This window comes from Aeromonas schubertii, assembly GCF_000820105.1.
GTDB lineage: Bacteria > Pseudomonadota > Gammaproteobacteria > Enterobacterales > Aeromonadaceae > Aeromonas > Aeromonas schubertii.
Genome location: NZ_CDDB01000071.1, coordinates 1 through 24,002 on the forward strand (window position 1 = coordinate 1; position 24,002 = coordinate 24,002).

At 62.0% G+C, this 24,002-nt stretch carries 17 protein-coding genes; 4 read left to right on the forward strand and 13 right to left on the reverse strand.

Annotated features, from left to right (window positions below):
- Positions 1-318: 318 nt before the first annotated feature.
- The 5 genes from BN1133_RS14440 to clcA all read right to left on the reverse strand — a co-directional run bounded on the left by BN1133_RS14440 (position 319) and on the right by clcA (position 7,306).
- Positions 319-3,426, reverse strand: coding sequence for an efflux RND transporter permease subunit (locus BN1133_RS14440; RefSeq protein ID WP_050667197.1), 3,108 nt, complete (start codon positions 3,424-3,426; stop codon positions 319-321).
- A complete protein-coding gene (locus BN1133_RS14445) occupies positions 3,423-4,526 on the reverse strand; it encodes an efflux RND transporter periplasmic adaptor subunit (protein ID WP_050667198.1) in 1,104 nt (367 codons plus the stop codon). The genes BN1133_RS14440 and BN1133_RS14445 overlap by 4 nt, the downstream gene beginning before the upstream one ends.
- Before the next feature lie 252 nt (positions 4,527-4,778).
- Entirely contained in the window at positions 4,779-5,129 is a 351-nt protein-coding gene (gene erpA, locus BN1133_RS14450) for an iron-sulfur cluster insertion protein ErpA (protein ID WP_050667199.1), read from the reverse strand.
- A 62-nt stretch (positions 5,130-5,191) separates the two neighbouring features.
- Positions 5,192-5,878: a DUF6776 family protein gene (locus BN1133_RS14455; protein ID WP_404976999.1), complete on the reverse strand. Its 687-nt coding sequence runs from the start codon at positions 5,876-5,878 to the stop codon at positions 5,192-5,194.
- Between the two features lie 63 nt (positions 5,879-5,941).
- Positions 5,942-7,306 carry a H(+)/Cl(-) exchange transporter ClcA gene (clcA, locus tag BN1133_RS14460; RefSeq protein ID WP_050667201.1) on the reverse strand — a complete coding sequence of 455 codons (1,365 nt, stop codon included), beginning with the start codon at positions 7,304-7,306 and terminating at the stop codon, positions 5,942-5,944.
- Between the two features lie 191 nt (positions 7,307-7,497).
- On the opposite strand from clcA, the gene hemL reads away from it, so the two are divergent.
- Complete coding sequence (hemL, locus tag BN1133_RS14465) at positions 7,498-8,784, forward strand: glutamate-1-semialdehyde 2,1-aminomutase (RefSeq protein WP_050667202.1); 1,287 nt, start codon at positions 7,498-7,500, stop codon at positions 8,782-8,784.
- A 324-nt stretch (positions 8,785-9,108) separates the two neighbouring features.
- Positions 9,109-10,479, forward strand: coding sequence for a YjiH family protein (locus BN1133_RS14470; RefSeq protein WP_050667203.1), 1,371 nt, complete (start codon positions 9,109-9,111; stop codon positions 10,477-10,479).
- A gap of 53 nt (positions 10,480-10,532) precedes the next feature.
- Here BN1133_RS14470 and BN1133_RS14475 read toward each other — a convergent pair whose 3' ends face one another.
- The 5 genes from BN1133_RS14475 to BN1133_RS14495 all read right to left on the reverse strand — a co-directional run bounded on the left by BN1133_RS14475 (position 10,533) and on the right by BN1133_RS14495 (position 16,366).
- Complete coding sequence (locus tag BN1133_RS14475) at positions 10,533-11,297, reverse strand: trypsin-like serine peptidase (protein ID WP_050667204.1); 765 nt, start codon at positions 11,295-11,297, stop codon at positions 10,533-10,535.
- A 52-nt stretch (positions 11,298-11,349) separates the two neighbouring features.
- The gene (asr, locus tag BN1133_RS14480) at positions 11,350-11,793 is read right to left on the reverse strand and encodes an acid resistance repetitive basic protein Asr (protein WP_050667205.1); all 444 of its coding nucleotides are present in this window, start codon (positions 11,791-11,793) and stop codon (positions 11,350-11,352) included.
- A gap of 158 nt (positions 11,794-11,951) precedes the next feature.
- Complete coding sequence (gene tesB / locus BN1133_RS14485; protein WP_050667206.1) at positions 11,952-12,818, reverse strand: acyl-CoA thioesterase II; 867 nt, start codon at positions 12,816-12,818, stop codon at positions 11,952-11,954.
- Between the two features lie 131 nt (positions 12,819-12,949).
- On the reverse strand, positions 12,950-14,464 hold the full coding sequence (putP, locus tag BN1133_RS14490; RefSeq protein ID WP_050667207.1) for a sodium/proline symporter PutP: 1,515 nt from the start codon (positions 14,462-14,464) through the stop codon (positions 12,950-12,952).
- 180 nt (positions 14,465-14,644) lie between these two features.
- Positions 14,645-16,366: an ABC transporter substrate-binding protein gene (locus BN1133_RS14495; RefSeq protein WP_050667208.1), complete on the reverse strand. Its 1,722-nt coding sequence runs from the start codon at positions 16,364-16,366 to the stop codon at positions 14,645-14,647.
- Between the two features lie 741 nt (positions 16,367-17,107).
- On the opposite strand from BN1133_RS14495, the gene BN1133_RS14500 reads away from it, so the two are divergent.
- Positions 17,108-17,584, forward strand: a complete 477-nt coding sequence (locus BN1133_RS14500; protein ID WP_050667209.1) for an Lrp/AsnC family transcriptional regulator — start codon at positions 17,108-17,110, stop codon at positions 17,582-17,584.
- Between the two features lie 51 nt (positions 17,585-17,635).
- Here BN1133_RS14500 and BN1133_RS14505 read toward each other — a convergent pair whose 3' ends face one another.
- Both BN1133_RS14505 and BN1133_RS14510 read right to left on the reverse strand, forming a co-directional pair.
- Positions 17,636-18,184, reverse strand: a complete 549-nt coding sequence (locus tag BN1133_RS14505; RefSeq protein ID WP_050667210.1) for an NAD(P)H nitroreductase — start codon at positions 18,182-18,184, stop codon at positions 17,636-17,638.
- 89 nt (positions 18,185-18,273) lie between these two features.
- Entirely contained in the window at positions 18,274-20,289 is a 2,016-nt protein-coding gene (locus tag BN1133_RS14510) for an oxidoreductase (RefSeq protein ID WP_050667211.1), read from the reverse strand.
- A gap of 194 nt (positions 20,290-20,483) precedes the next feature.
- Here BN1133_RS14510 and sppA point away from each other — a divergent pair, with 194 nt between their 5' ends.
- On the forward strand, positions 20,484-22,331 hold the full coding sequence (gene sppA, locus BN1133_RS14515) for a signal peptide peptidase SppA (protein WP_050667212.1): 1,848 nt from the start codon (positions 20,484-20,486) through the stop codon (positions 22,329-22,331).
- Between the two features lie 133 nt (positions 22,332-22,464).
- Here sppA and gltS read toward each other — a convergent pair whose 3' ends face one another.
- Positions 22,465-23,664 carry a sodium/glutamate symporter gene (gene gltS, locus BN1133_RS14520; RefSeq protein WP_050667213.1) on the reverse strand — a complete coding sequence of 400 codons (1,200 nt, stop codon included), beginning with the start codon at positions 23,662-23,664 and terminating at the stop codon, positions 22,465-22,467.
- Positions 23,665-24,002 lie beyond the last annotated feature (338 nt).

Genomic DNA, 24,002 nt, shown 5'->3' on the forward strand with positions numbered 1-24,002 from the left:
TTTGTTAAAGAACGTTGCCTTGTCGGCTGAGGCTGCGCATCTTACGCCCCTCATTTTGAAAGTCAAGCGTCATTATCGCTTTTCTTTCGCAGCCAGGTTGGCGTTGCCAACTCGCTGACCATCCGGCGTCATCCGCCGTGCTGGTGAGGGCGCATTATAGGGAGGCGCGCCGGGATGGCAAGGGCTTTTTCAAAAGTTTTTTAAAATCAAACCCTATCGTTTAAAAAACAGCCTTTTCACTGTTGCGCCAACCAAAGGTGGATCGACAGTATGATCCACCTCCGAGGGCTTTGCCTCCCTGAGGCGTCAGATCAGAGCTCATGCCACCTGACGTAACTTATGCTGCTTACGCTCGCGCCGCCGCTCCCCGAGGGCCAACAGACAGGGGGTCAGCACCAGCGTCAGCAAGGTGGCAAAGGCCAGCCCACCGGCAACCGTAGTCGCAAGCTGGCTCCAGAAGGCAGTGGAAGGCCCCCCCAACTCTATCTTGGGCGTCAGAAAGTCGAGGTTAATCTTGAGCACCATAGGCAGCAGGCCGAGGATGGTGGTCACCGTCGTCAGCAGCACGGGGCGCAGACGCTGGGCTCCGGTACGCAGTATCGCCTCTTGCAGGGTAACCCCCTCTCTGCGCAGCTGATTGAAGGTATCGATCAACACTATGTTGTTGTTAACGACGATGCCCGCCAGGGCGATCACCCCGATCCCCGACATGACGATGCCGAAGGGCTGTCTTGCCAGCATCAGTCCCAACAGCACTCCCACCGTACTGAACAGGACGGCGGTAAGGATCAACAATGCCTGATAGAAGGAGTTGAACTGAGTCACCAGAATGATGGCTATCAGGAAGAGCGCCACCATAAAGGCCTTGCCCAGAAAGGCAGATGACTCATCCTGCTCTTCATTTTGTCCCTTGGCTTGCACGCTCACACGAGGATCCAGCGCCATCCCCTCCAGGCCCTTCATCACTCGGGGCAACTCGAGGCTGAGTAGCTTGCCTTCGGCCATGTCCGCCTGCAGTGTGATGACCTGGCGGCCATCGACCTTGCGGATCACATCGGTCTTGGGCCTGGGTTGCAGACTGGCCAGGTTGGTGATGGGGACCTGTCCCTGGGCCGTCTTGAGGCGCAGCTCGGAGAGCCTGTCTATGGTGCGATACTCACTCGGGAAACGGACCCGGATATCGAGCTCATCGTCCACATCGTCGGCCCGGTATTCGCCGAGCTTGAGGCCCGAGGTGACAAACTGGACGGTCGACCCCACCAGGGTGGCATCGGCACCAAAGCGCGCCGCGTCTCCCCTGTCTATCTTGAGCTGCCATTCGATGCCGGGCCGGCTGCCATTATCCTGCACGTTGACGAAGGCCCCATCCTGCTCGAGCGCCTGACGCAGTTGCCTGGCAGTTTGGGCGAGCAACTCGGGATAGCGGGAGCTCACCTCCAGCTTGAGGTCCCGTCCACTGGGAGGGCCGTTCTGATCCTCGCGCACATCGATCTCGACGCCGGCATAACCGCTCAATCGCTCGCGCACCTCGGCCAGGATCGCCTTGGCAGGGCGACGCTCACTCCAGTCGTGAAAATTGAGACGAAAACTCCCGATGCGATCTTCGCCACCGGTCAGGGTATAGAGTGTCTTGATATCGCGAACAGGCAGCAGCGCCTGCTCCAGCTCCCGCATCAGGGCATCCTTCTCCCGGGTAGCGAGATCCCCGTGGGAACGCACAATCAGGTTGGCGCCATCGGGTTCACCACTTGGGAAGAACTCACTGCCCAGGTTGGAGTTGGCAAAACCCACGATCACCAGTACCGCAAACAGCAGGGCGCCGACCAATATCTTCACCGGCCGTTCAATGGCCCAGGCCAGCACACGCACATAACGCCCACTCCACCCCGACAGGGTCAGGATATCCCCCTGCTCCGACTGCATCAGTTGACCGCGCTCGCGCTCGGAGACGGGACGCGATTTACCGATCAATCCTCCCAGCACGGGGACGAAGCAAAGCGCCATCACCAGGGAGGCAGCCAGCGTGGCGATGAGGGTAATGGGGAGATACTTCATAAACTCCCCCATGATCCCGGGCCAGAAGATGAGCGGCGCAAAGGCAGCCAGGGTCGTCGCCGTCGAGGCGATGATGGGCCAGGCCATGCGTCGGCCGGCCTCACCATAGGCCTCGCGACGGTTGGCCCCCTCCGACATGGCCCTATCCGCATACTCGGTGACGACGATGGCCGAATCAACCAACATGCCCACCGCCATGATAAGCGCAAAGAGCACCACTATGTTGATGGTGTAACCGCATACCGCCAGCACCAGAATACCGGTAAGGAAGGAGCCCGGAATTGAGATAGCCACCAGGCTCGCACTGCGCAGCCCCAGGGTAGCCACGATGACGATCACCACCAGCAGCACCGCCGACAGCACATTGTTTTGCAGATCGCCGAGCATCTGCACCACCCCTTCCGAGGCGTCCCAGGTGTAGACAGGTTGAACATTGCCGGGCCAGATGGCCTGCTCACGAGCCACCAGCTCGCGAACCTTGCGCACCGTGTCGATCACGTTCTCTCCGGGGCGCTTCTTGATATCCAGCGAGATGGAGGGGTGACCATTGATGCGGGCTACCGTCAGGGGGTCACTATAGGCACGCCTTATCTCGGCCACGTCCTGGAAGGTAATGACTCTATTGCCCTCAACCTTGATGGGCATGGTCATCACATCCTGGATGCTCTCGAAGACAGAGGGCACCTTGACGGCGAAACGCCCCAGACCAGTGTCCAGTGTCCCCGCCGCGACCAGGCGATTGTTGCGCGACAGCAGGTTGTAGATGTCGTTCTGATCCAGGTTGTAACTCTGCAGGCGCAACGGGTCGACCAGCACCTCGACGATATCGGTACGATCGCCCCCAATCTCCACCTCGAGCACCTCGCGCAGCCCCTCGATCTTCTCCTTGAGCTCACGGGCCAGGGTGATCAAAGCACGCTCGGGCGCATTGCCGGTGAGGTTGAGGGTCAGGACCGGATTCTCGTCGGCCATGGTCACTTCACGCACCACCGGCTCTTCGGTCCCCTGGGGTAACTTGGCCTTGGCCAGACTCACTCGATCACGAACATCGTTGAGCGCCTCGGCCGGATCACGCCCCGCCTCAAACTCGAGCAGCACGGAGCCATGTCCTTCACTCGCGGTGGCGCTCATCTCCTTGATCCCGTCCAGACCGCGCAGTTCGGTCTCCATGGGGCGGATCAGCATCCGCTCGGCATCTTCCGGCGAGATACCATCGTGGACGATAGAGACATAGATGAAGGGAATGGTGACGTCCGGATCGGCCTCCTTGGGGATATCCCGATAGGTGAGAAACCCGGCTACCAGCAACAGCACCAGGATGGAGATCATGGTGCGGGCACGGTGCATGGCTCCGTCGATCAAGGCATTCATGAGCGCGTCTCCCCGCTGGCAGCTTCCCGCACCACCTCGACCCGGTCACCGGCCGAGACGAAGCCCTGCCCCACGGTGATCACATCCAGTTGTGGCCCAACGTCGCCAAGCCAGCTTCCCTCCGGGCCGGTTCGAACCAGTCTGGCCGGGGTAAACTTCACCTTGTCCCCCTCTACCGACTTGATGCCGAGGCGCCCCGCCTCATCGAGGGCCAGCAGAGCCGGGCTCAGGGGAATGGCCAGCTGCTTGCCGAGGGGGATCTGCAGCTCGGCGCTGGTACCGGCAGGCAGACGACTGCCGGGATTGGCCATGGTCACCTCGACGGCGAAGGTATTGGTAGCCGGATCCGACACCCTGGAGAGGTAGCGAATGATACCGTCGGCATCCTGCTTGCCACTCAGACGGATATGAGCCTCTCCCCCCTGATTCAGCAAGCCGATATCCAGCTCGGTTACATCGGCCCGGATCAGCAGGGGATCGTTATCGGCGACCTCCAGCAGGGGATCGCCCACTCCCACATACTGCCCCACCTCAACACTACGGCTATTGAGAATGCCGGCAAAAGGAGCCCGCACCGTGGTGTTGGCAAGCTCGAGGCGCAGCCGCTCGACATCGGCGCGCGCCTCGGCCAGTGCGGCCTCCTTCTCGATCAGCTGCACCCGCCCCTGAAATCCCTGGTGGGCCAACTTGCGTGCTCCCTGGACCTCGAGCTCGCGCAAGGCGAGCTGAGCCTCGGCGCGTTTAAGCTGGACCGGTCTGTGGTCGGCGGCAATACGCAGCAGGGGTTGGCCGGCGTCCACCCAGCTCCCTTTCTCCACCAGCACCGCCTCGATGCGCCCCGAGACCTCTGCCGCGAGGCGGGAGACGCGCTCCGGCTCGGTGCGTCCGTACAGGGTGAGGGTGTGTTCTATGGGTTCGGCCACCATGGTCCTGACCCGCACCTTGGGCAGGGGAGCCGCTATCTCTTTGGCGGTCGGTGGCGTCTGCTCACCCACCCCCACAATCTCGCCCCGGGTAAACCAGAGGATCACGGCTGCGGCCATGCCAGCAGCCAGCCAGGCGGGATGCGCCGCCAGTTTCGCTTTCCATTTGTTATTCATACTCTCTTCCTGACGTATGCCTTATTGGGGTCCTGCCGCTCTCCTTGTGCCGGTGAGTCAGCCTGTCTCCTTGACCTGGACCGGGTATCAAGAGACGTGCCAAACATGGCACGCCTTTAAATTCAATAAGTTAAAAAACAATCGTCCGTTCTCCGCGGTCAAACTGACCACAGATTGGTTAACTTAGCCAAATAGCGGGAAGATAAGAAGAGACAGAATGGGGGGAAAACAAAAGGCCCCGCAGGGCCTTTGTCAGATAGAGAAGCTGGAGCCGCAGCCACAGGTGGTCGTGGCGTTGGGGTTGGTCACGGTAAAGCGTGACCCCTCCAGCCCTTCGGTGTAGTCAACGCTACCACCGACCAGATACTGCAGGCTCATGGGGTCAATAACCATGATGACGCCATTCTTCTCGACCACGGTATCCCCTTCGTTGATCTTCTCATCGAAGGTGAAGCCGTATTGGAAACCGGAGCAGCCACCACCCGTGATATAGACCCGCAGCTTCAGCTCCGGATTCTCCTCCTCGGTGATGAGGGATTTCACCTTGTTTGCCGCAGCATCCGTCATCTGGATGGGCAAGGGTGTCTCCAATTCAACGCTCATGTCTGACCTCTTAACGTATGGACGGCGGGATTATCCAATACCCGACCGCGGGGTTCAAGTATTCAACCCGCAGGGGCAACCTGGGGCACGGCCAGCGGCTTGAGTACCTCGCCCCAGCCGACCACCATGCGCTGGGCTGGCTGCCTTCCCTGCTTGGGAATGGTGAGGATCACCTTGTCTGGCACAAACCCCTCGGGCAGTTGCCAATCCCCCTCGAGTAGCTGGAAATAACGCAGGGCATAACTGGCCGACCCGGCCTTCATCCCCAGGGCCGTGCCGTTGAGAGACTTGGGCTTGCCCTCCAGGCTCCCCTCGACACGAATCACCACCTGCCCTCTGAACAACTCCCGCTGCTTGGCGGCCTGGATCAGAGCCAGACGATAGTGAAAGCGACCGGGTACGCTCGTGGTTTCGACACTCAAATTGTCGATAGAGACCCCGGTCTGCTCGCTGCCGGGGCGCATGATACGCTCGAAGAAGGCCAGCTGGCGCTTCTGCTCCTGGATCTGCGCCTCCTGCCCCTTGAGCGTCTGCTGTAACTGCTCGAAGGCGGTCTGCTGTGTCGTAAGCCGGGTATTTTTGACCTCCAACTCCTGCTTGAGCCGGGTCAGCCCCTCGCTCTGCAGGGTGAGGGTCTTCTGCTGCACCTCAATAAGGCTGGCACTCCCCAGCTCCTGCCAGTGGCCCGCCAGATAACCGATCGCCAGCCCGGGCAGCAGGCCGAGCCCCCATAACCACTTACCACTCAACTTGGTCATGTTACCTCTCGGATACCAACACATCTCCCCAGAGTGTGCCAGTGCCCACACCATTTAACCAGTTTTGCACTGGGCTTCGCGCTCGCGGGCCAGCCGCAGGGTCCGCTCCAGGATCTGGCTATAGATGGGACGTCCCCCCAACCACTGGGCCATCAGGGTGGCCCCCATGGTGGTGATCATCATGGGCAAGATCAGTTGATAGTTGTCGGTCATTTCTGTCACCAGCACTATGCCGGTGATGGGCGCACGTACGGTAGCGGCAAACAGGGCCCCCATGCCGGCGATGGCGAAGGCTCCAGGCTCGATGCCAAGTTCAGGGAAGGCGGCATGAAACAGATAGCCGAAGGTGACTCCAAACAGGGTCCCCAGGGCCAGGGTAGGCGCAAACACCCCCCCCGGTGCACCGGAGCAGAAACAGATGAGGGTGGCGATGAGACGAGCGACAAAAATAAGGAAGAGGGTCGCCATGGCATAGTCACCGCGCACCAGGTGGGGGATCAACTCGATACCACCACCGCTGATGGGGGGCGCATAGAGGGAGAGCACCCCGAAGAGGCCCGCCACCAGCATGCCGATCCCCACGAAGCGCCAGCGGCGGTTACGGTGCAGGGCCAGATAGCCGTCCTGACAGGCGAGTACCAGCTTGTTGAAGACAAATCCGAGCACTCCGAACGCCAGCCCCATGCAGAGGAAGAGCCAGAGCGCCTGCAGCTGGGGAGCCTGGTAGTGAGGTAGGGTGATGGCGGGATGCTGGCCCCGGATGGCCTGCAACACCAATGTGCCCATGATGGCCGATAGCCCCACCGCCTTGATGGCCAGGAAGGAGTAGCGAAACTGGGGCCGCATCTCCTCCATCACGAAGAGGATGCCGGCAAGAGGCGCATTGAACGCCGCCGCCAGACCACCGGCCGCACCGGCGGCCAGCAGGGCATGACCATGCTCCTTGGGCAGGCGGAAGAGGTCGGCCACCATCTGACCCAGATTGCCCCCGATCTGCACCGAGGGTCCCTCACGGCCGAGCACCATGCCCGATCCCAGGGTGCACAGCCCCCCGAAGAACTTCACCGGCAACACCCGCCACCAGCGCACCGGTCGCAGCTCCTCCATGGCCCCCTCGATCTCGGGGATGCCCGACCCTCCCGCCTCGGGGGCAAAGGCGTGGGTCAGCCAGTAACCCACCAAACCAAGCAGGGCGCTGACCAGAAAGGCGAGGAAGATGGCCTGCCACCAGGGGTGCTCACCGAGCCAGCCGAGGCGCCCCTCGATGAGGCGGTTGACGGAGAGTTCAAAGAGCGCGCAGACGGCGCCCGCCAGGGAGCCCACCAGGGCTGCCAGCAGCAATACCCACAGGGGCATTCTCTTTTCGATCAAACGACGCAATACGAGGCGACGAGGAGAGAGGGAAGCAGCATCTTGCATGGAAAAACCTGTTCTCGTTCAGTCTGGGGGTGACTCTGCCAAGGCACCCGCTTTCTGGTATAGTCAGGCCGTTTCAATGGCGAGGGCGCAGGAGCAGAGCGCAGCATCATACACCTGCATGCCTGCGCTGCCGACCCCAAAGCGGCCACGGCGCCCTCCCCTCCCCCTACAATTCCAGTTAAGGATGATCCATGTCAAAGTCAGATCAGCTGTTTGAGCAGGCCCGTCACAGCATTCCCGGTGGCGTCAACTCGCCGGTACGCGCCTTTAACGGCGTGGGCGGCACCCCGGTCTTCATCGACCACGCCGACGGCGCCTATCTCTACGACGTGGATGGCAAGGCCTATGTGGACTACATCGGCTCCTGGGGCCCCATGCTGCTCGGCCACAACCACCCGGCCATCAAGGGGGCCGTCATCGCCGCCGTCGAGAAGGGTCTGAGCTACGGCGCCCCGACCGAGATCGAGGTACGCATGGCCGAGCGCGTGCGCGCTATCGTCCCCTCCATGGAGCAGGTGCGCATGGTCAACTCCGGCACAGAGGCGACCATGAGCGCCATCCGGCTGGCCCGCGGCTACACCGGCCGCGACAAGCTCCTCAAGTTTGAAGGGTGCTACCATGGTCATGCCGACTCCCTGCTGGTCAAGGCAGGCTCAGGTGCCCTCACCCTGGGCCAACCCAATAGTCCGGGCGTCCCGGCCGACTTTGCCAAACACACCCTGACCTGTACCTATAACGATCTCGCCTCGGTCGAGGAAGCCTTTGTCCAGTATGGCCAGGAGATCGCCTGCATCATCGTCGAGCCGGTGGCCGGCAACATGAACTGCATCCCGCCGGTACCGGGCTTCCTCGAGGGGCTGCGTGCCCTCTGTGACCAGTACGGCAGCGTGCTGATCCTCGACGAGGTGATGACCGGCTTTCGGGTCTCCAAACAGGGAGCCCAAGGCTACTACGGCATCACGCCGGATCTCACCACCCTGGGCAAGATCATCGGTGCCGGCATGCCGGTGGGCGCCTTCGGTGGCAAGCGCGAAATCATGCAGCACATAGCGCCGACCGGCCCCGTCTACCAGGCCGGTACCCTGTCGGGCAACCCCATCGCCATGGCGGCAGGTCTGGCCATGATGGATCTGCTCGAGCAACCGGGTCTCTACGAGGCGCTCAATGAGAAGACAGCCCGCATCGCCGAGGGGCTCAAGGCCGCCGCCGCCAAACACGGCATCCCGCTGGCCATCAATCAGGTGGGTGGCATGTTCGGTTTCTTCTTCACCGACGAGCCAACCATCACCCGCTTTGATCAAGTCACCCGTTGTGACATGGAGAAGTTCAAGCGCTTCTACCATCTGATGCTGGAAGAGGGCGTCTATCTGGCCCCCAGCGCCTACGAGGCCGGCTTCCTCTCCATGGCCCACGGCGATAACGAGATCGAGCACACCCTGGCGGCGGCCGATCGCTGCTTTGCCAAACTGGTCGCCTGATCACCGCACTCGCGAGGGGGCCCAGGCCCCCTCAGTCCGCTTTACTCTACCTTTCCTCTCCCCTGGTCAATTTCGCCAAAACCCACCCATTAACACCGCAGCAACAAAAATAAAAAACTGCGCTTTCATTTGTTAATGAATGAAAACACCAAAAATAAGCCTTCCCCGTTCGAAACCACAAATAATTATTCACTTTACAGGCCAATAAAGGCTTGTCTGGGTGCTTTTTTGGGGTATTCTTTCGCCCGCTTGGCGTTATGCAGCATGTGTATGCAGATGCGGGCAGATGACAACATAACAATTGATGAAGAAGGCAACCGTTCCATGCTGGAGAAAACCCTGGCCGCGCCCCGGCTCAACACCCGGCGCAATCTGCTCGTCTTTTTGATCCCGTCACTCATCGGGATCCTGCTCTTCATGACCCCGGTCCAACACCAGGGGGATATCACCATACCGGTTGCCGTACTGGCCAAAACGGTACAGACGGTATTGGCCGACCATCTGGTCGCCATGGTGAGCGGCATCATCACCACCACTATGGTACTGACCCTGATCGCCTGGCTATTCAAGCCCGCCATCCTGGTCAGACGCCCGTTCCTGAACAGCCTGTTCAACGTCTCCCCCTTCTGGGCCCTGGTCCGGATCCTGGGCGGCGTCTTCGTACTGCTTACCTTCTTCGGCATCGGCCCCGAGGCCCTGCGCAGTGACGCTACCGGTGGCCTGGTACTGCACGACCTGCTGCCGGTGCTTTTCTCTGTCTTCATCTTCGCCGGCCTGCTGCTGCCCCTGCTGCTGGATTTTGGTCTGCTGGAGTTTGTCGGCACCATGATGACCCGCATCATGCGCCCGGTATTCCGCCTGCCCGGCCGCTCGGCGGTCGACTGCTTCGCCTCCTGGCTCGGTGACGGCAGCGTCGGTATCCTGCTCACCAGCAAACAGTACGAAGGCAAGTTCTACACCCAGCGCGAAGCGGCCGTTATCGGCACCACCTTCTCTGCCGTCTCCATCACCTTCTGCCTGGTGGTTATCTCCCAGGTCAAGCTGGCTCACCTGTTTGTCCCCTTCTACCTGACCGTCTGCCTGGCCGGCGTGGTCGCCGCCATCATAGTGCCGCGCCTGCCCCCCCTGTGCTGGAAGAAGGATGTCTATAGCGACGGAACCCCCCTGTGCCGCAAGCATGAGGCGGTGCCCCACGAGCATGGCATCCTGAGCTATGGCTTCGAACGCGCCCTTAAAAAGGCCGAGAGTGTCACCGACTTCGGCGCCGTGGCCCGCGAGGGGCTCAAAAACGCCCTGGATATGGTGTTTGGCGTGCTGCCCGTGGTGATGGCCATCGGTACCTGTGCCCTGATGCTGGCCGAGCACACCCCATTGTTCACCTGGCTGGGCGCCCCCTTCGTGCCCCTGCTCGAGCTGCTGCGGCTGCCCGAGGCTGAAGCCGCCTCCCGCACCATCATGGTGGGCTTCGCCGACATGTTTATCCCGGCCATCCTCGCCTCTTCCATCGAGAGCGAGATGACCCGCTTCGTCATCGCGGCCCTGTCAGTGACCCAGCTCATCTATATGTCGGAAGTGGGCGCCCTGCTGCTTGGCAGCAAGATCCCGGTCAAGCTGTGGGAGTTGTTCCTCATCTTCCTGATGCGCACCCTGATCACCCTGCCGGTGATCGCCGCTGTGGCACACCTTATCTTCTGATGACGCCCGTCATCGAAGACCACAAGAGGCCGCATCATGCGGCCTCTTTCACATCAGACATGCTTGTCCATCCAGCCAAAGAGGAGAGGCGCCACGACGGGAATGGCCACCGCCAGGTTGTCGGCGCGCTCCCGCTGCGCCGCCTCGGGAGCCGAGCTCTGCACCCCCACCACCTGCCAGCCCCCCGCACTCTGTAACAAGAGAGGAGAGCCGCTGTCGCCGGCCAGGGTATCGCAGCGATGCTCCAGCATGCCGCGTTTATCGAGACGCTCGACCCGGCACCGACGGTGAGCCAGCAGGGTGTCCGGATGATCGACCGGATAGCCCGCCTGGGCGACCGGCTCGCGGGCGAGGCGCTCGGCCAGTGCCGAGGACGAGCCTTGCCAAAGCGTCAAGGCAGGCAGATCGGCGGCCTCGGGCAGGTGCACCAGGGCCACGTCGAGAGGGCCGGCGGCCGGGGTGATGGCAAATCCCTCACCGTCCGGTTGCAATCCCCGGCCCAGCGCTCGCGACAGATAGACACGGTCGGGGTGATAGGAGCGGGGACTGCCGGCCAGGGTGACCCGCAAGGCCGGGTCGAGGTGAAGAGAGGGGGTCAGAAAACAGTGGCCTGCGCTCAACACCCAGTGGGGGGCGATCAGGGCGCCGCTGCAGAGGTTGTCACCGGCCGTCTCGATACGAGCCAGGCTCTGCCAGGGAGCGACATGGGTCGGCACCACCTGGCGATCGTCGTGGCCAAACAGCAGTTGGCGCTGCTCGTCGGCATGAGCGGGGGCGTTCAGCAGCAAGAAGAGCAGGCAAAAGAGTGGTCGCAGCATGGAGGACTCCAACGATAAAGGGGGCCGCAGCCCCCGATTCATACCTTGCTCATCACCCCTTGTTGATCGGCTGAGTGGTTGCCTTCTTGTGCTTCTTGTGCACTTTCTTGGCCGCCTGGGTCTTTTGCACGGCGGGCTTGGTCACCGCCTTGTTCACCGGCTTCTTGTGCACTTTCTTGGCCGCCTGGGTCTTTTGTACGGCGGGCTTGGTCGCCACCTTGTTCACCGGCTTCTTGTGCACTTTCTTGGCCGCCTGGGTCTTTTGCACGGCGGGCTTGGTCGCCGCCTTGTTCACCGGCTTCTTGTGCACTTTCTTGGCCGCCTGGGTCTTTTGCACGGCGGGCTTGGTCGCCGCCTTGTTCACCGGCTTTTTGTGTACGATCTGCTGGCTAGTGGTGGCCTTGGCCGGTGTATTCGCCGTCATCGGGGCGGCCATGGCGGTGACAGAAGAGAGGCCAAACAGGCCGGCAAGGATCAAGGGGAGCATCTTTTTCATGGCAAATCTCCTGGTGAGTCAGATGAGGAGGGGCGAGTCGCCGCGTCCTTGATGATGATGCTATGCCTGACCAGGCCCCCCTTCAGTGGTGCTTTGGTGACCGTCTGTAACCGAATGTACAAAGAAAAACGGGAGCCTGGGCTCCCGTCTCGATGGCATCACGCCGGCTTGCGGCGGATCACCCCCTCTTGTACGGTGCTCGCCACCAGCACCCCATCGCGGGTGAAGAACTGGCCGCGCACCAGGCCGCGCCCACCCGAGGCACTCGGGCTGTCGACCACGTAGAGCAGCCAGTCGTCGAGGCGAAAATCCCGGTGGAACCACATGGAGTGATCGATGGTGGCCACCTGCATATCCGGCTCCCAGTAGGAGACCCCGTGGGGCTGGAGGGCGGTGAACAGGAAGTGGAAATCCGAGGCGTAGGCGAGCAGATACTTGTGCACCCGGGGGTCGTCAGGCATCTGACCGTTAGCCTTGAACCAGACGTGACGCAGGGGCTCGTGCACGTCGGGGCGGATCGGGTCGACCAGGGTGACCGGGCGGATCTCGATGGGCTTCTCGCACATGATCTTGGCGCGCAGATCCGGCGGGATCTGTTGCTCGTAGGGGCGCACCAGCTCCAGCTCGCTCTTGAGCTGCTCGGGCGGCGTGATCCCCTGGGGCATAGCCGCCTGATGCTCGAAGCCGTCTGCCTCCACCTGGAACGAGGCATTGAGGTAGAAGATGGGCTTGCCGTACTGGATCGCCTTGACCCGACGGGTCGAGACGCTCTGGCCATCGCGGATGTTCTCCACGTCATAGACGATGGGGTGGTTCACATCCCCCGGGCGCAGGAAGTAGGAGTGGAAGCTGTGCACCTGGCGATCGGCCGCCACCGTCTGCTTGGCCGCCGACAGGGCTTGCCCCATCACCTGACCACCAAACACGGCGCGCAGACCCAGATCCTCGCTCTGGCCGCGAAACAGTCCCTCTTCGATTTTCTCCAGTGCCAGCAGCGCCAGCAGTTCGTCTAATACCTTGCTCATTGCGTTCTCCCCGTTGAGACCGGAGGAATATATCAATCGAAACTATGAGCCACAATTCTTCCAATTGAGTCCATCAATGACAACGATTGAGCCAAAAACAGGAGGGAGGCCGCCGGCCTCCCTCCTCACACTCAACCCCGCTCGGGCACTGCATCGCCCAGATCGGGCTGATTAAACTCCGCTTCCGCCTCGTGGAAGCGCTCCAACATGGCTCTGGAGGGCGCCTCGCCGAGCAGACTGCCCAGCACGATGGCAAGGCTGGCGAAGGCAAAGCCCGGGATGATCTCATACAGGCCCAGCCAACCGAACTGCTTCCAGACGATGACGGTGATCGCACCGACCAGCATGCCTGCCAGGGCGCCGTTGCGGGTCATGCGCGGCCACAGCACGGAGAGCAGCACGACCGGCCCGAAGGCGGCTCCGAAGCCTGCCCAGGCATAGCTCACCAGCCCCAACACCCGGTTCTCCGGGTTCATGGCGACCGCGATGGCCACCAGGGCGATGGCCAACACCATCAGGCGGCCCACCCACACCAGCTCGCGCTGGGAGGCGTTCTTGCGCAAAAACGGCTTGTAGAGGTCTTCGGTGATGGCGCTCGAGCAGACCAGCAGTTGGCAGCTGAGGGTACTCATCACCGCCGCCAGGATGGCGGAGAGCAGCACGCCGGCGATCCAGGGGTTAAAGAGCAGCTTGGAGAGCTCGATAAAGACCCGCTCCGGGTTGGCACTCACGCTGGCCGCCAGATCCGGGAAAGCGGCGAAGTAGGCCAGGCCGAAGAAACCGATGGCCACGGCACCGGCAAGGCAGAGCACCATCCAGGTCATGCTGATGCGGCGGGCGCTGACCATGGAGTGGTGAGAGTCTGCCGCCATGAAGCGCGCCAGGATATGAGGCTGACCGAAGTAGCCCAAGCCCCAGGCCATCAGGGAGACGATGGCGATGATGTCGAGGTTTTTGAACATGTCGAGGTTGCTGGCGCTCTTGGCGGCGACCTCGATCATGGCGCTGTCGATACCACCGACCGCGATGATGACAAACACAGGGGTGAGGATCAGGGCGAAGATCATCAGGGTCGCCTGCACCGTATCGGTCCAGCTCACCGCGAGGAAGCCACCGAAGAAGGTGTAGGTGATGGTGGCGGCAGCACCGACCCAGAGGGCGGTGTTGTAATCCATGCCGAAGGTGCTCTCGAACAATCGGGCACCGGCCACCACGCCGGAGGCGCAGTAGATAGTAAAGAAGAGCAGGATCACCAGGGCCGAGAGGATGCGCAGCACCTTGCTGTGATCCTCGAAGCGATAGGTGAAGTAGTCCGGCAGGGTCAGGGCGTTACGGTTCTTCTCGGTGTGCACCCGCAGGCGGCCGGCCACCCAACGCCAGTTGAGGTAGGCGCCGATGACCAAGCCGATGGCGATCCAGCTCTCGGAGATACCGCTGATGAAGACGGCGCCCGGCAGGCCCATCAGCAGCCAGCCGCTCATGTCGGAGGCACCGGCGGAGAGGGCGGTCACCCAGCTCCCCATCCGGCGGCCGCCGAGGATGTAGTCGTCGAAGTTGCGGGTGGCGCGATAGGCGATAAAGCCGATCAGCACCATCCCGAGGATATACACCAGGAAGGTGATTAACATGGGTGTGCTAGCTGTCATTCCATACTCCATTGTGTGGCGCCTCCTCTGCGGGGGGCTTGTCCTTGAAAAAACCGGCCTAGCTTAATCAGAGGATTTGTTGACCACAACTGTTTTTAACGGATATGAAACACAACAAAAACGCTTTCTTATCACCAAACCTGCCAGGAGAGCACGATATGACAACAGCTCGTGCTGTTGTTACTCGTCCGGCTCGCTGAGCCAGATGCGCCGCAGGGAGCAAAATCCGCTGGGATCTATGATGGCGCCGCGCACCTCCCTGTCCAGATGCAGCTCCTCGGTGATGCCAAACAGATGGAGCAGGGACTTCTCCCCGTGCCAACGCCGCTCCACCTCCTGCATCCGAGCCAGGATCTCCCCCTCGTCCAGGGTCTGACCGAATGCCTCGAGCAACCGCTCATGCTCTTCGTCGAGCCACCTCTCATCGTGGGCAAACTGCATACAGACCGCGCTGGTCAGCCACTCGTAGTAGCCATAGAGAGGAGGGGGGTCGAGCAACTCGCTCACCAGCATGAGATCGGCACAGCAACGCACCTGATCGAGCTCGTTGTAGTTCTCGATGGGGCAATCCACCAGCGTCAGCCCGGTCTCCTTGATGCGCTCGCGGATCCAGCCCGCAATGTGCGCCAACCTCGGATAGTGCCAATGGGGCTCGGCCACGACCAGGGTGCCCGAGAGTCGGGGACAGACACAGGGCTGATTTCCCTCAACCGGCAGTGGGGCCCGGGCATAGGCCGAATCGACCACCGGCTCGATCTTGTACTCCCAACGCACCTGTTGCAGATAGTCATAGAGGCGCCCCAGATCGGTGGCACTGATCCGGGCGCCCGGACGAACGCGAAAGCCCAGGCTGAAGAAACCGTCGAGGCGATTGGTCACCCGACTGGCATCGGGGCTGGCCAGAGCCTCGGTGGCGGTGAAGCTCATGCGACTTCCACTACTCGGCAGGTCGGGCATGGCGTACCAGAGCTCAACCCGCTCCACCAGGGGTTTCTCCCGATAGTAGTCGGCGAAACGCTCCAGAATCATGTGGCTCTTGTCGCTCTGCTGGATCCGGAAAGGGCCGGTACCGAAGCGCGCCAGGGCGCCGCTGGCAAGGGGGATCCCCTGTTCAGCCATGATGGCCCCGTGAATGCCGCAGAAGGTGTAGATGAGCAACGGGTTGTGTTGGCGCAGACGCACCTCGATCCAGTGTTCACCGACGGCAGACACAGAGACCACCTGCCGATAGATGCGCTGCAACGGTCCCGGGGTAGTCAGCATGCGGGTCAGGGAGGCGCAGGCCGCCGCCACCGTCATAGGTTCACCATGGTGGAAGCGCACATCCGGACGCAGACGAAAACGCAGGGCCGGCACACCAGGGTCTACCTCCCAGTAGTGGGCCAGGGCCGGCATGATGCAGCCGGCGGCCAGGTTATAGTCGAGCAGGGTGTCGTAGACGTTCTCTGTGATATAGAGCTCGTTGCGCAGATAGGTATCGACGGGATCTATGGTGCTCGGCTCGGGGAAGTCGCTGATAAGCAGTCCGCCCAGCGAGCGCACCGTTTGCTGCTGGCGTTCGAAGAAGTGGCTGATCTGCCGGCTGACCCGCTCCGGCTGTGTCGTCTCGGCCGCCAGCCTGGCGGCCTGCTGCAGATCCCCGGTAGACAGCAGCCTGGCCACCCACTCATCGAGGGCCGCATCCCCCCCCAGCAGCACCCTGAGTTCGGACTGACGCCCGCGCCCCACGGCGCCGGTCCAGCGGATCCACCCCTGCTCCTGAAGACTGGCGAGAATATTGCTGACATTGCGGCGCGAGCAGCAGAGCAGCGACTCCAACTGCTCCAGCCCGACCGCCTGATCCTCTCCGACGCCGAATGCCTGCTCCAACTGACGCAGACGGCGCAGCAACATCCTGCTCATCCCCCCTCCCTATCATCGATAAAATATGGAAAAAAAGCGCCCTACTGTTCTTCGTGTTTTTAAGGGCAACGACTTCCTATAATGGCCGCCGCTGATTCAATTCAGCTGCTACGGAACCGGCAGAGCGGCATACATAGAATTCACAGAAACACCGCTTTCTGACCCAAAATAATGAAGCAGTTCAGGCTGTCCTCCGCCTGCCGGTATCCACCCTCTCTCCTGAAAAGGATACGTCCTTTCCCCGGTTTACCGCGTCACCCTGGTCGCACCGCATCCTCACAGCTCGAAAATGCCACGCCGGCGATCTGTCTGCCAGGCGCTCACGCCTCTGAATGCAGCAAGACGACACACTCGAGAACACGACGTGACGGGGATAGAGTCTCAAACGAAAGGGGCGGATGATATCAAAAAACGGGGCGGGAAAAGATGGTAAACGTCCAAAAAGCAACAAGGCAGGCGCCGGGATGCCTGCCTTGCTGCCACTCTGTGAGATGGTGCTCCCTGTGCCAGTCGCCTCCACCCGGATAAGGGTATCAGACCACTGTGGTGCGCCGGCGCCCGGTAGGGACCTTTGCCAGAGCGCCCGGATGAGTGCGCCCTTGACCACCAGAAGTTGAATACAGGTTACCGGCATCGGCGGGGAGAGTGGTTGCGAAGTTGCATCAAATTCCGATTGTTTTAGCAATCATCACCCCTTAATCTTGTTGTTGTGAGTCAATCATTGCACATGATGGAAAAAAGATGCTGAAACTGGATCGTATTGACCGCCATATTCTCGAATTGATGCAGGAGCATGGCCGGATCAGCAACCTGGAGCTGGCCGAAATGGTGGGACTCTCCCCCTCCCCCTGCTCACGACGGGTCAAGGCACTGGAGGACGCGGGGCTGATCGATGCCCATGTCACCCTGCTCAACGCCCGCACCCTGGGGCTCACCCTGACCGCCTACATCCATATCTCCATGGATCGCCACACCCCCGAGCGTTTCGCCGAGTTTGATCGGGCCATCAGCGAACTGCCCGAAGTGCTCGAGTGCGATCTCATCACGGGAAACGACGCCGACTATCAACTCAAGGTGGTGGTGCAGGACATGGAGCATTACCAGCACTTCCTGCTCGACAAGTTGACCCATATTCCCGGTGTGACCGGGGTACGCTCGAGCTTCGTGCTGCGGCGTATCAAGCACAAGACGGCCCTGCCCTTGACCCACCTGGGATAAACCCAATAGAAAGAGGGAGGCTTGGCCTCCCTCTTCTGTTTTGCTTGCGAGTCAGAAACGGCGAACGAAGTGGGCCGGATCCAGTTCGCGCAGCTTGCGCACCTCGGTCATCGGGGTGCCGAGATAGAGAAATCCCACCAGCTGATCATCCTCGCCCAACCCCAACCCCTTGGCGACGATGTCGTCGAAGATAAACCAGCCCGAGCGCCAGATACCGTTAAAGCCCTGAGCCTGAGCCGCCATCTGCATCGCCATCACGGCGCAGCCGGCGGAGAGCTCCTGCTCCAAGCGCGGCACCTTGGGGTGATCGTGAAAGCGGGTGGCCACGGCGATGATGAGGGGGGCACGCAGGGGTGCGTCGAGACAACGCTCGATGGCCTCCTCCGGCTCGCCCCGCTCGGCGGCGGCGGCGGCCAACAGATCGCCGAAACGCTCACGCCCCTCCCCCTCAATCAGAATAAATTGCCAGGGGGTAAGGGTGCCGTGATCCGGGGCGCGCAGCCCCGCCTTGAGGATCTTCTCCAGCGCCTCACCGGCCGGAGCCGGCTCGCTCAGACGAGCGCAGGAGTGACGATTGAGCAGCAGGTCCAGTGCGTCCATCGAAATACCTTAACAAACAACGGTGAAGGCCTTCACCTTAGCACAGGCCCGGATGAAGAAAACCCTGCCTTGGCAGGGTTTTACTTCCATCAGATGAGGGCCGCCAGCTCGGCCCCCTGGCGGATGGCCCGTTTGGCATCGAGCTCGGCCGCGACGTCGGCCCCGCCAATGATATGCACCGGCTTGCCGGCGGCCCGCAGATCCGCCTCCAGCTCGCGCAGGGGCTCCTGGCCCGCACAGACGATGACGTGATCCACCGGCAGGCATTGGGCGACGCCGCCCACCTCGATATGGAGCCCTTGGTCATCGATGCGCCGGTACTGCACCCCGGCCAGCATCTCGACCCGGCGGCTCTTGAGCACGGCGCGGTGGATCCAGCCCGTGGTCTTGCCGAGTCCGTCTCCCACCTTGCTCTCCTTGCGCTGGAGCAGCCATACCTGGCGCTCGGGAGGGGCGACCACGGGTTGGGTCAGGCCGCCGCGCTGCTCGAAGCGGGTATCGATACCCCACTCCTTGAGCCACTGGGCCTTGCTGCGCTCACCATGGGACTCTACCAGGTACTCGGCCACATCGAAGCCGATCCCGCCAGCCCCGATCACCGCCACCCTCTGTCCCACCGGCTTGTGATCCCGCAGCACCTCGAGGTAGCTCAGCACCTTGGGATGATCGATCCCCGGAATGGCCGGGGTACGCGGACGAATGCCGGTAGCCAGGATAATCTCGTCAAAGCCGCCGCCGAGCAGACTCTCGGCGCTCTGGCGCTGACCCAGATAGAGCTCGACACCACAGCGCTCGAGGCGCTTGGCGAAATAACGCAGGGTTTCGTGAAACTCCTCTTTGCCCGGGATCTGCTTGGCGAAGTTGAACTGACCCCCAATCTCGCTCGCCTGATCGAACAGGCTCACCCTGTGGCCTCGCTCGGCGGCGTAGCAGGCAAAGGCCAGCCCGGCCGGGCCGGCACCGACCACCGCCAGCTTCTTGGGCTGGGGAGTGCGGCCAAAGTTCAGCTCGGTCTCGAAGCAGGCCCTGGGGTTGACCAGACAGGAGGCCCGTTTCTGCTTGAAGACATGATCGAGACAGGCCTGGTTACAGGCGATGCAGGTGTTGATCTCGTCACCGCGCGCCTCGGAGGCCTTGAGCACAAACTCGGGGTCAGCCAGCAAGGGGCGCGCCATGGAGACCATGTCCGCCTCCCCGCCGATGAGGATCTGCTCCGCCACCTCGGGAGTGTTGATACGGTTGGTGGTGATAAGCGGCACCTGAAGGTGTTTCTTGAGCTCGGCCGTTACCCAGGTAAAAGCCCCGCGCGGCACGCTGGTGGCGATGGTGGGGATGCGCGCCTCGTGCCAGCCGATGCCGGTGTTGATGAGGGTGACCCCCGCGGCTTCGAGCCCCTTACCCAGGGCGATCACCTCCTCCAGGGAGGAGCCCTGCTCCACCAGATCCAGCATGGAGAGACGGAAGATGATGATGAAGTCCTTGCCGACCCGCTCACGAATGGCGCGTACTATCTCGACCGGGAAGCGCAGCCGGTTCTCCAGGCTCCCGCCCCAACGATCGCGGCGATGATTGGTACGCTCGCAGATGAACTGGTTGATGAGATAGCCCTCGGAGCCCATCACCTCGACCCCGTCATAGCCAGCGCGGCGAGCCAGCTCCGAGGTCCGGGCGAAATCGCGAATGGTGGCCAGGATCTGGCGCTCACTCATGGCCCTGGGCTTGAACGGCGAGATGGGGGCCTTGATGGCGGAGGGAGCCAGGCTGAAGGGATGATAGGCGTAGCGGCCCGCGTGGAGGATCTGCAGCGCTATCTTGCCCCCCTCGGCGTGCACCGCCTCGGTCACCTTGCGGTGCTTGGCCACCTGCCAGGGGAAGCTGAGCTGTGAGCCATGGGGGACCAGGCGCCCCCTCAGGTTGGGGGCGATGCCACCGGTCACGATGAGGGCCACGCCACCGCGGGCGCGCTCGGCATAGAAGGCGGCCAGCTTGTCAAAGCCCCCCTTCTCCTCTTCCAGACCCGTGTGCATGGATCCCATCAACACCCGGTTACGCAGTTGGGTGAACCCCAGATCGAGGGGGGTCAAGAGTGCGGGATAGCGGCTCACAGTGCCTCCAGTTAATAATTTGTTATTGAATTGCAGCTAGAGTAAAGAATCAAATTTGCTTTTTCAAACAATTGTTTGGACATTTTTTCGGCGAACGATCGTCCACCGAACCACCCACTGACTGGCGGTTGTGGCTCGGCCGACCCTGGTCAATAATGGCCTCTCTCTACTCCATAACAGGGTGATAACCTCAGATGTCGATCCTCAAAGGGCTGGGATGGTTGTTTCGCGGGCTGTGGCGCCTGCTCAACTTTACCCGCCACCTGTTTCTCAACCTGATTTTCCTGCTGCTGGTGCTGGTCGTGGTCCTGGCCATTGGCACCCAGGAGAAGCCCGAGCCCCCCGTCGAGGGCGCCCTGACTCTGGATCTCTCCGGCGCACTGGTCGAGCAGCGCAGCCTGTCGGATGCGTCGGGCCTGCTGATGCGTCAACTGGGCTCCGGTGAAGAGCAGCCCGCAGAGATAGTGCTGTCGGATCTGTTGTGGGCCATCGACAGGGCCAAAGAGGACGATCGCATCAAGGCCCTGGTACTCAAGACCCAGGGGCTGGAGCAGGGGAGCCTCTCCAAGCTGCAGGAGGTGGCCGGCGCCATCGACCGCTTCAAGGAGAGCGGCAAGCCGGTCTACGCCATGGCCGACTTCTATACCCAGGGCCAATACCTGCTGGCGGCCCACGCCGATCACGTCATGCTCAACCAGAGCGGCGCCGTGCTGCTCGAAGGCTTCGGCGTCTACCAGCTCTACTTCAAGTCGGCGCTGGAGAAGTTCAACATCACGCCCCACGTCTTCAAGGTGGGCACCTACAAATCCTTCGTCGAGCCCTATACCCGGGATGGCATGTCTCCCGAGAGCCGCGAGGCCAACCAGCGCTGGCTCGGCCAGTTGTGGAGTGGCTATGTGAACGATGTGGCACATCAGCGCGAGGTAGAGGCCGACGCCATCTCACCGAGCAAGGAGCAGATGCTGGCACGGCTGAAGCAGGCTGGCGGCAACGCCGCCCTCTACGCCCAGGAGCAGGGTCTGGTGGATGAGCTCGCCACCCGCGACGAGATGGCCCAGGCCATTATCAAGGAGGTGGGGGCCGGTGAGGAGCCGGGGAGCTGGAAGGGGGTTGGCCTGAAAGAGTATCTGGCGACCCTGGGCCCGCGCTATCCCCAGAGTGGCAAGGACGAGGTGGGTCTTATCATCGCCAGTGGCGCCATCATGGACGGTCAACAGCCGGCCGGTACCATTGGGGGCGATACCCTCTCCGATCTGCTGGCCCAGGCTCGCCGGGACGACAAGGTCAAGGCGCTGGTGCTACGGGTCGATAGCCCGGGAGGCAGCGCCTTCGCCGCCGAGCAGATCCGCGCCGAACTGCTGGCCCTCAAGCAGGCCGGCAAGCCTGTGGTCATCTCCATGGGCAGCTACGCCGCCTCGGGGGGCTACTGGATCTCGGCCGACGCCGACAAGATCTTCGCCTCCCCCTCGACCCTGACCGGCTCCATCGGCGTGTTTGGCCTGTTCGCCACCGCCGAGAAAGCCCTGGCCCAGTTTGGTATCAGCAGCGATGGCCTGGGCACCACCGATTTTGTCGGCCTGAGTCCGGCGCGCGCCCTGCCCGAACACGTCTCCCAGGCTATCCAGCTCAACGTGGAGAACACCTATCAGCGCTTCGTCGAGCTGGTGGCCAAGGGGCGTGGCCTCTCGGCCGAAGAGGCCGAGAAGGCGGCCGAGGGCCGGGTCTGGACCGGCACCGATGCCAAGGCGCTGGGTCTGGTCGACGAGTTTGGCAACCAGGAGGATGCCCTCAAGGCGGCCGCCGAGCTGGCCAACCTCAAGGAGTGGCAGGTGACCCCCATAGCACCGGAAGAGTCGGCACGGGATCGCTTCCTGCGCCAGCTGCTCGAGAGCGGTGCCCAGGCCCTGACCCCCGGCATCAAGGGTGTACTGCCCGAGAGCCTGGTGATGCCGCTTCAGGCGGTGGGCAAGGCCGCCGAGCCCCTCACCCGCTTCAACGATCCCCAGGGCACCTACGCCTGGTGTCCGGTCTGCACCCTGTGACCCCCATCCCCGCTTCGGCGGGGATGTTCTTTTATGGGCCACCTCGCCCATGCGCGCCGACAACAAAAAAGGCTCCCGAGGGAGCCAAGATAGGTGTTAACCGGTCAGCCGGCAGGGGAGCCCTGCCAGCCCATCAAAGGAAAGGGAGTGCCAAGAACAGCTTGATGATCATGGCGTTGATAATGTCGATGAAGAAGGCGCCGACCATGGGTACCACCAGGAAGGCCAGGTGGGAGGGACCAAAGCGCATGGTCACCGCCTGCATGTTGGCGATGGCGGTGGGGGTCGCCCCCAGGCCAAAACCACAGTGGCCGGCGGCCAGCACGGCGGCATCATAGTTGCTTCCCATCACCCGGAAGGTGACGAAGACGGCATAGAGGGCCATCCCCAGCGTCTGGGCCGCCAGCAGCACGAAGATGGGCAGGGCCAGGCTCGCCAGATCCCACAGGCGCAGGCTCATCAGGGCCATGGCCAGGAACAGGGAGAGGCTGACGTTGCCAAGCAGTGAAACCTCGCGATCGCTCACCTCGTGCCAGTTGAGCAGGGTCAGGCCGTTACGCAGCACCACACCGACAAACAGCACGCAGACGAAGACCGGCAGCTCCAGCATGCTCCCCTTGAGCAGGGAGGCGAGCAGCTCCCCCCCCTTGAGGCTGATGGCGAGCAGGGCCAGGGTCTCTATCACGCTGAAGGTCGTGATCTGGCGCTCCAGATCCGGCATCTCGAAGGCCTGGGGCACATCGTCTTGGTTGTGTTCCTCACCGGGCACCTGCACCTTCTTGACCAGATGGCGTGCCACCGGGCCACCGATGAGGCCACCCAGTACCAGACCGAAGGTGGCACAGGCGATGGCGAGCTCGGAGGCCGACTGCACCCCGTACTTCTCGCTGAAGATACCGCCCCAGGCGGCGCCGGTACCGTGGCCGCCGGAGAGGGTGATGGAGCCGGCAAGCAGTCCCATGTGGGGATCGAGCCCCAGCAGCGCGGCCAGGCCCACCCCGAGTGTGTTCTGCACCACCAGCAGGCCCGCCACCACGATGAGAAAGACGGTCACGGCCCGGCCACCACGGCGCAGGCTGGCGAGATCTGCCGACAGACCGATGGAGGCGAAGAAGCCGAGCATCAGGGGCGTCTGCAGTTGGGTATCGAACTTGAGTTCGATATTGCCGAAGGTGCGCAGCAGCAAGAGCAGCAGGGCGACCACCAGGCCACCGGCCACCGGCTTGGGAATGTTAAAGGTTCGCAACCATTCGATGCGCGTGATCAGCAGTCGACCGAACAGCAGCACCAGGGTTGCCGCCACCAAAGTAGCGTAAGCATCGAGTTGTATCATGTGTTCTCCCATGTCAAATGGCCTGGCTCCCCGAGGGGGGAACGACGCAGGATTAGCCGGGATGAAGACCTTGTCAGGTCGGAATGGTCCGCAGGAAGGACCGCCCCTTATCGGGACTCGCAGCAGTCCCGTCAGGGACGATATGAAAGGTGTCTTTCAATATAAAACCGCGGCAAGATAGCACAAAGCACCAATCTTTACCAACTTTTAGATTTTTGAAATCAAAAAGCATGACAAATTCGCCATTTTATTTCCCAGGTCGATAAGGGTTAACTGCCTCACAGCACGACCGATTACGCCTGTCTTTTGATGGCGCAATCTCTATAATCCGTCCGTTT

Excerpts from the sequence above, each read along its gene's own strand:
- clcA (WP_050667201.1), bottom strand. The coding sequence starts at position 7,306 with ATGCAAGATGCTGCTTCCCTCTCTCCTCGTCGCCTCGTATTGCGTCGT.
- sppA (WP_050667212.1), top strand. The coding sequence starts at position 20,484 with ATGTCGATCCTCAAAGGGCTGGGATGGTTGTTTCGCGGGCTGTGGCGC.
- BN1133_RS14475 (WP_050667204.1), bottom strand. The coding sequence starts at position 11,297 with ATGCTGCGACCACTCTTTTGCCTGCTCTTCTTGCTGCTGAACGCCCCC.
- tesB (WP_050667206.1), bottom strand. The coding sequence starts at position 12,818 with ATGAGCAAGGTATTAGACGAACTGCTGGCGCTGCTGGCACTGGAGAAA.
- BN1133_RS14470 (WP_050667203.1), top strand. The coding sequence starts at position 9,109 with ATGCTGGAGAAAACCCTGGCCGCGCCCCGGCTCAACACCCGGCGCAAT.
- BN1133_RS14445 (WP_050667198.1), bottom strand. The coding sequence starts at position 4,526 with ATGAATAACAAATGGAAAGCGAAACTGGCGGCGCATCCCGCCTGGCTG.
- hemL (WP_050667202.1), top strand. The coding sequence starts at position 7,498 with ATGTCAAAGTCAGATCAGCTGTTTGAGCAGGCCCGTCACAGCATTCCC.
- BN1133_RS14440 (WP_050667197.1), bottom strand. The coding sequence starts at position 3,426 with ATGAATGCCTTGATCGACGGAGCCATGCACCGTGCCCGCACCATGATC.
- BN1133_RS14495 (WP_050667208.1), bottom strand. The coding sequence starts at position 16,366 with ATGAGCAGGATGTTGCTGCGCCGTCTGCGTCAGTTGGAGCAGGCATTC.
- erpA (WP_050667199.1), bottom strand. The coding sequence starts at position 5,129 with ATGAGCGTTGAATTGGAGACACCCTTGCCCATCCAGATGACGGATGCT.
- asr (WP_050667205.1), bottom strand. The coding sequence starts at position 11,793 with ATGAAAAAGATGCTCCCCTTGATCCTTGCCGGCCTGTTTGGCCTCTCT.
- gltS (WP_050667213.1), bottom strand. The coding sequence starts at position 23,664 with ATGATACAACTCGATGCTTACGCTACTTTGGTGGCGGCAACCCTGGTG.
- BN1133_RS14505 (WP_050667210.1), bottom strand. The coding sequence starts at position 18,184 with ATGGACGCACTGGACCTGCTGCTCAATCGTCACTCCTGCGCTCGTCTG.
- BN1133_RS14500 (WP_050667209.1), top strand. The coding sequence starts at position 17,108 with ATGCTGAAACTGGATCGTATTGACCGCCATATTCTCGAATTGATGCAG.
- putP (WP_050667207.1), bottom strand. The coding sequence starts at position 14,464 with ATGACAGCTAGCACACCCATGTTAATCACCTTCCTGGTGTATATCCTC.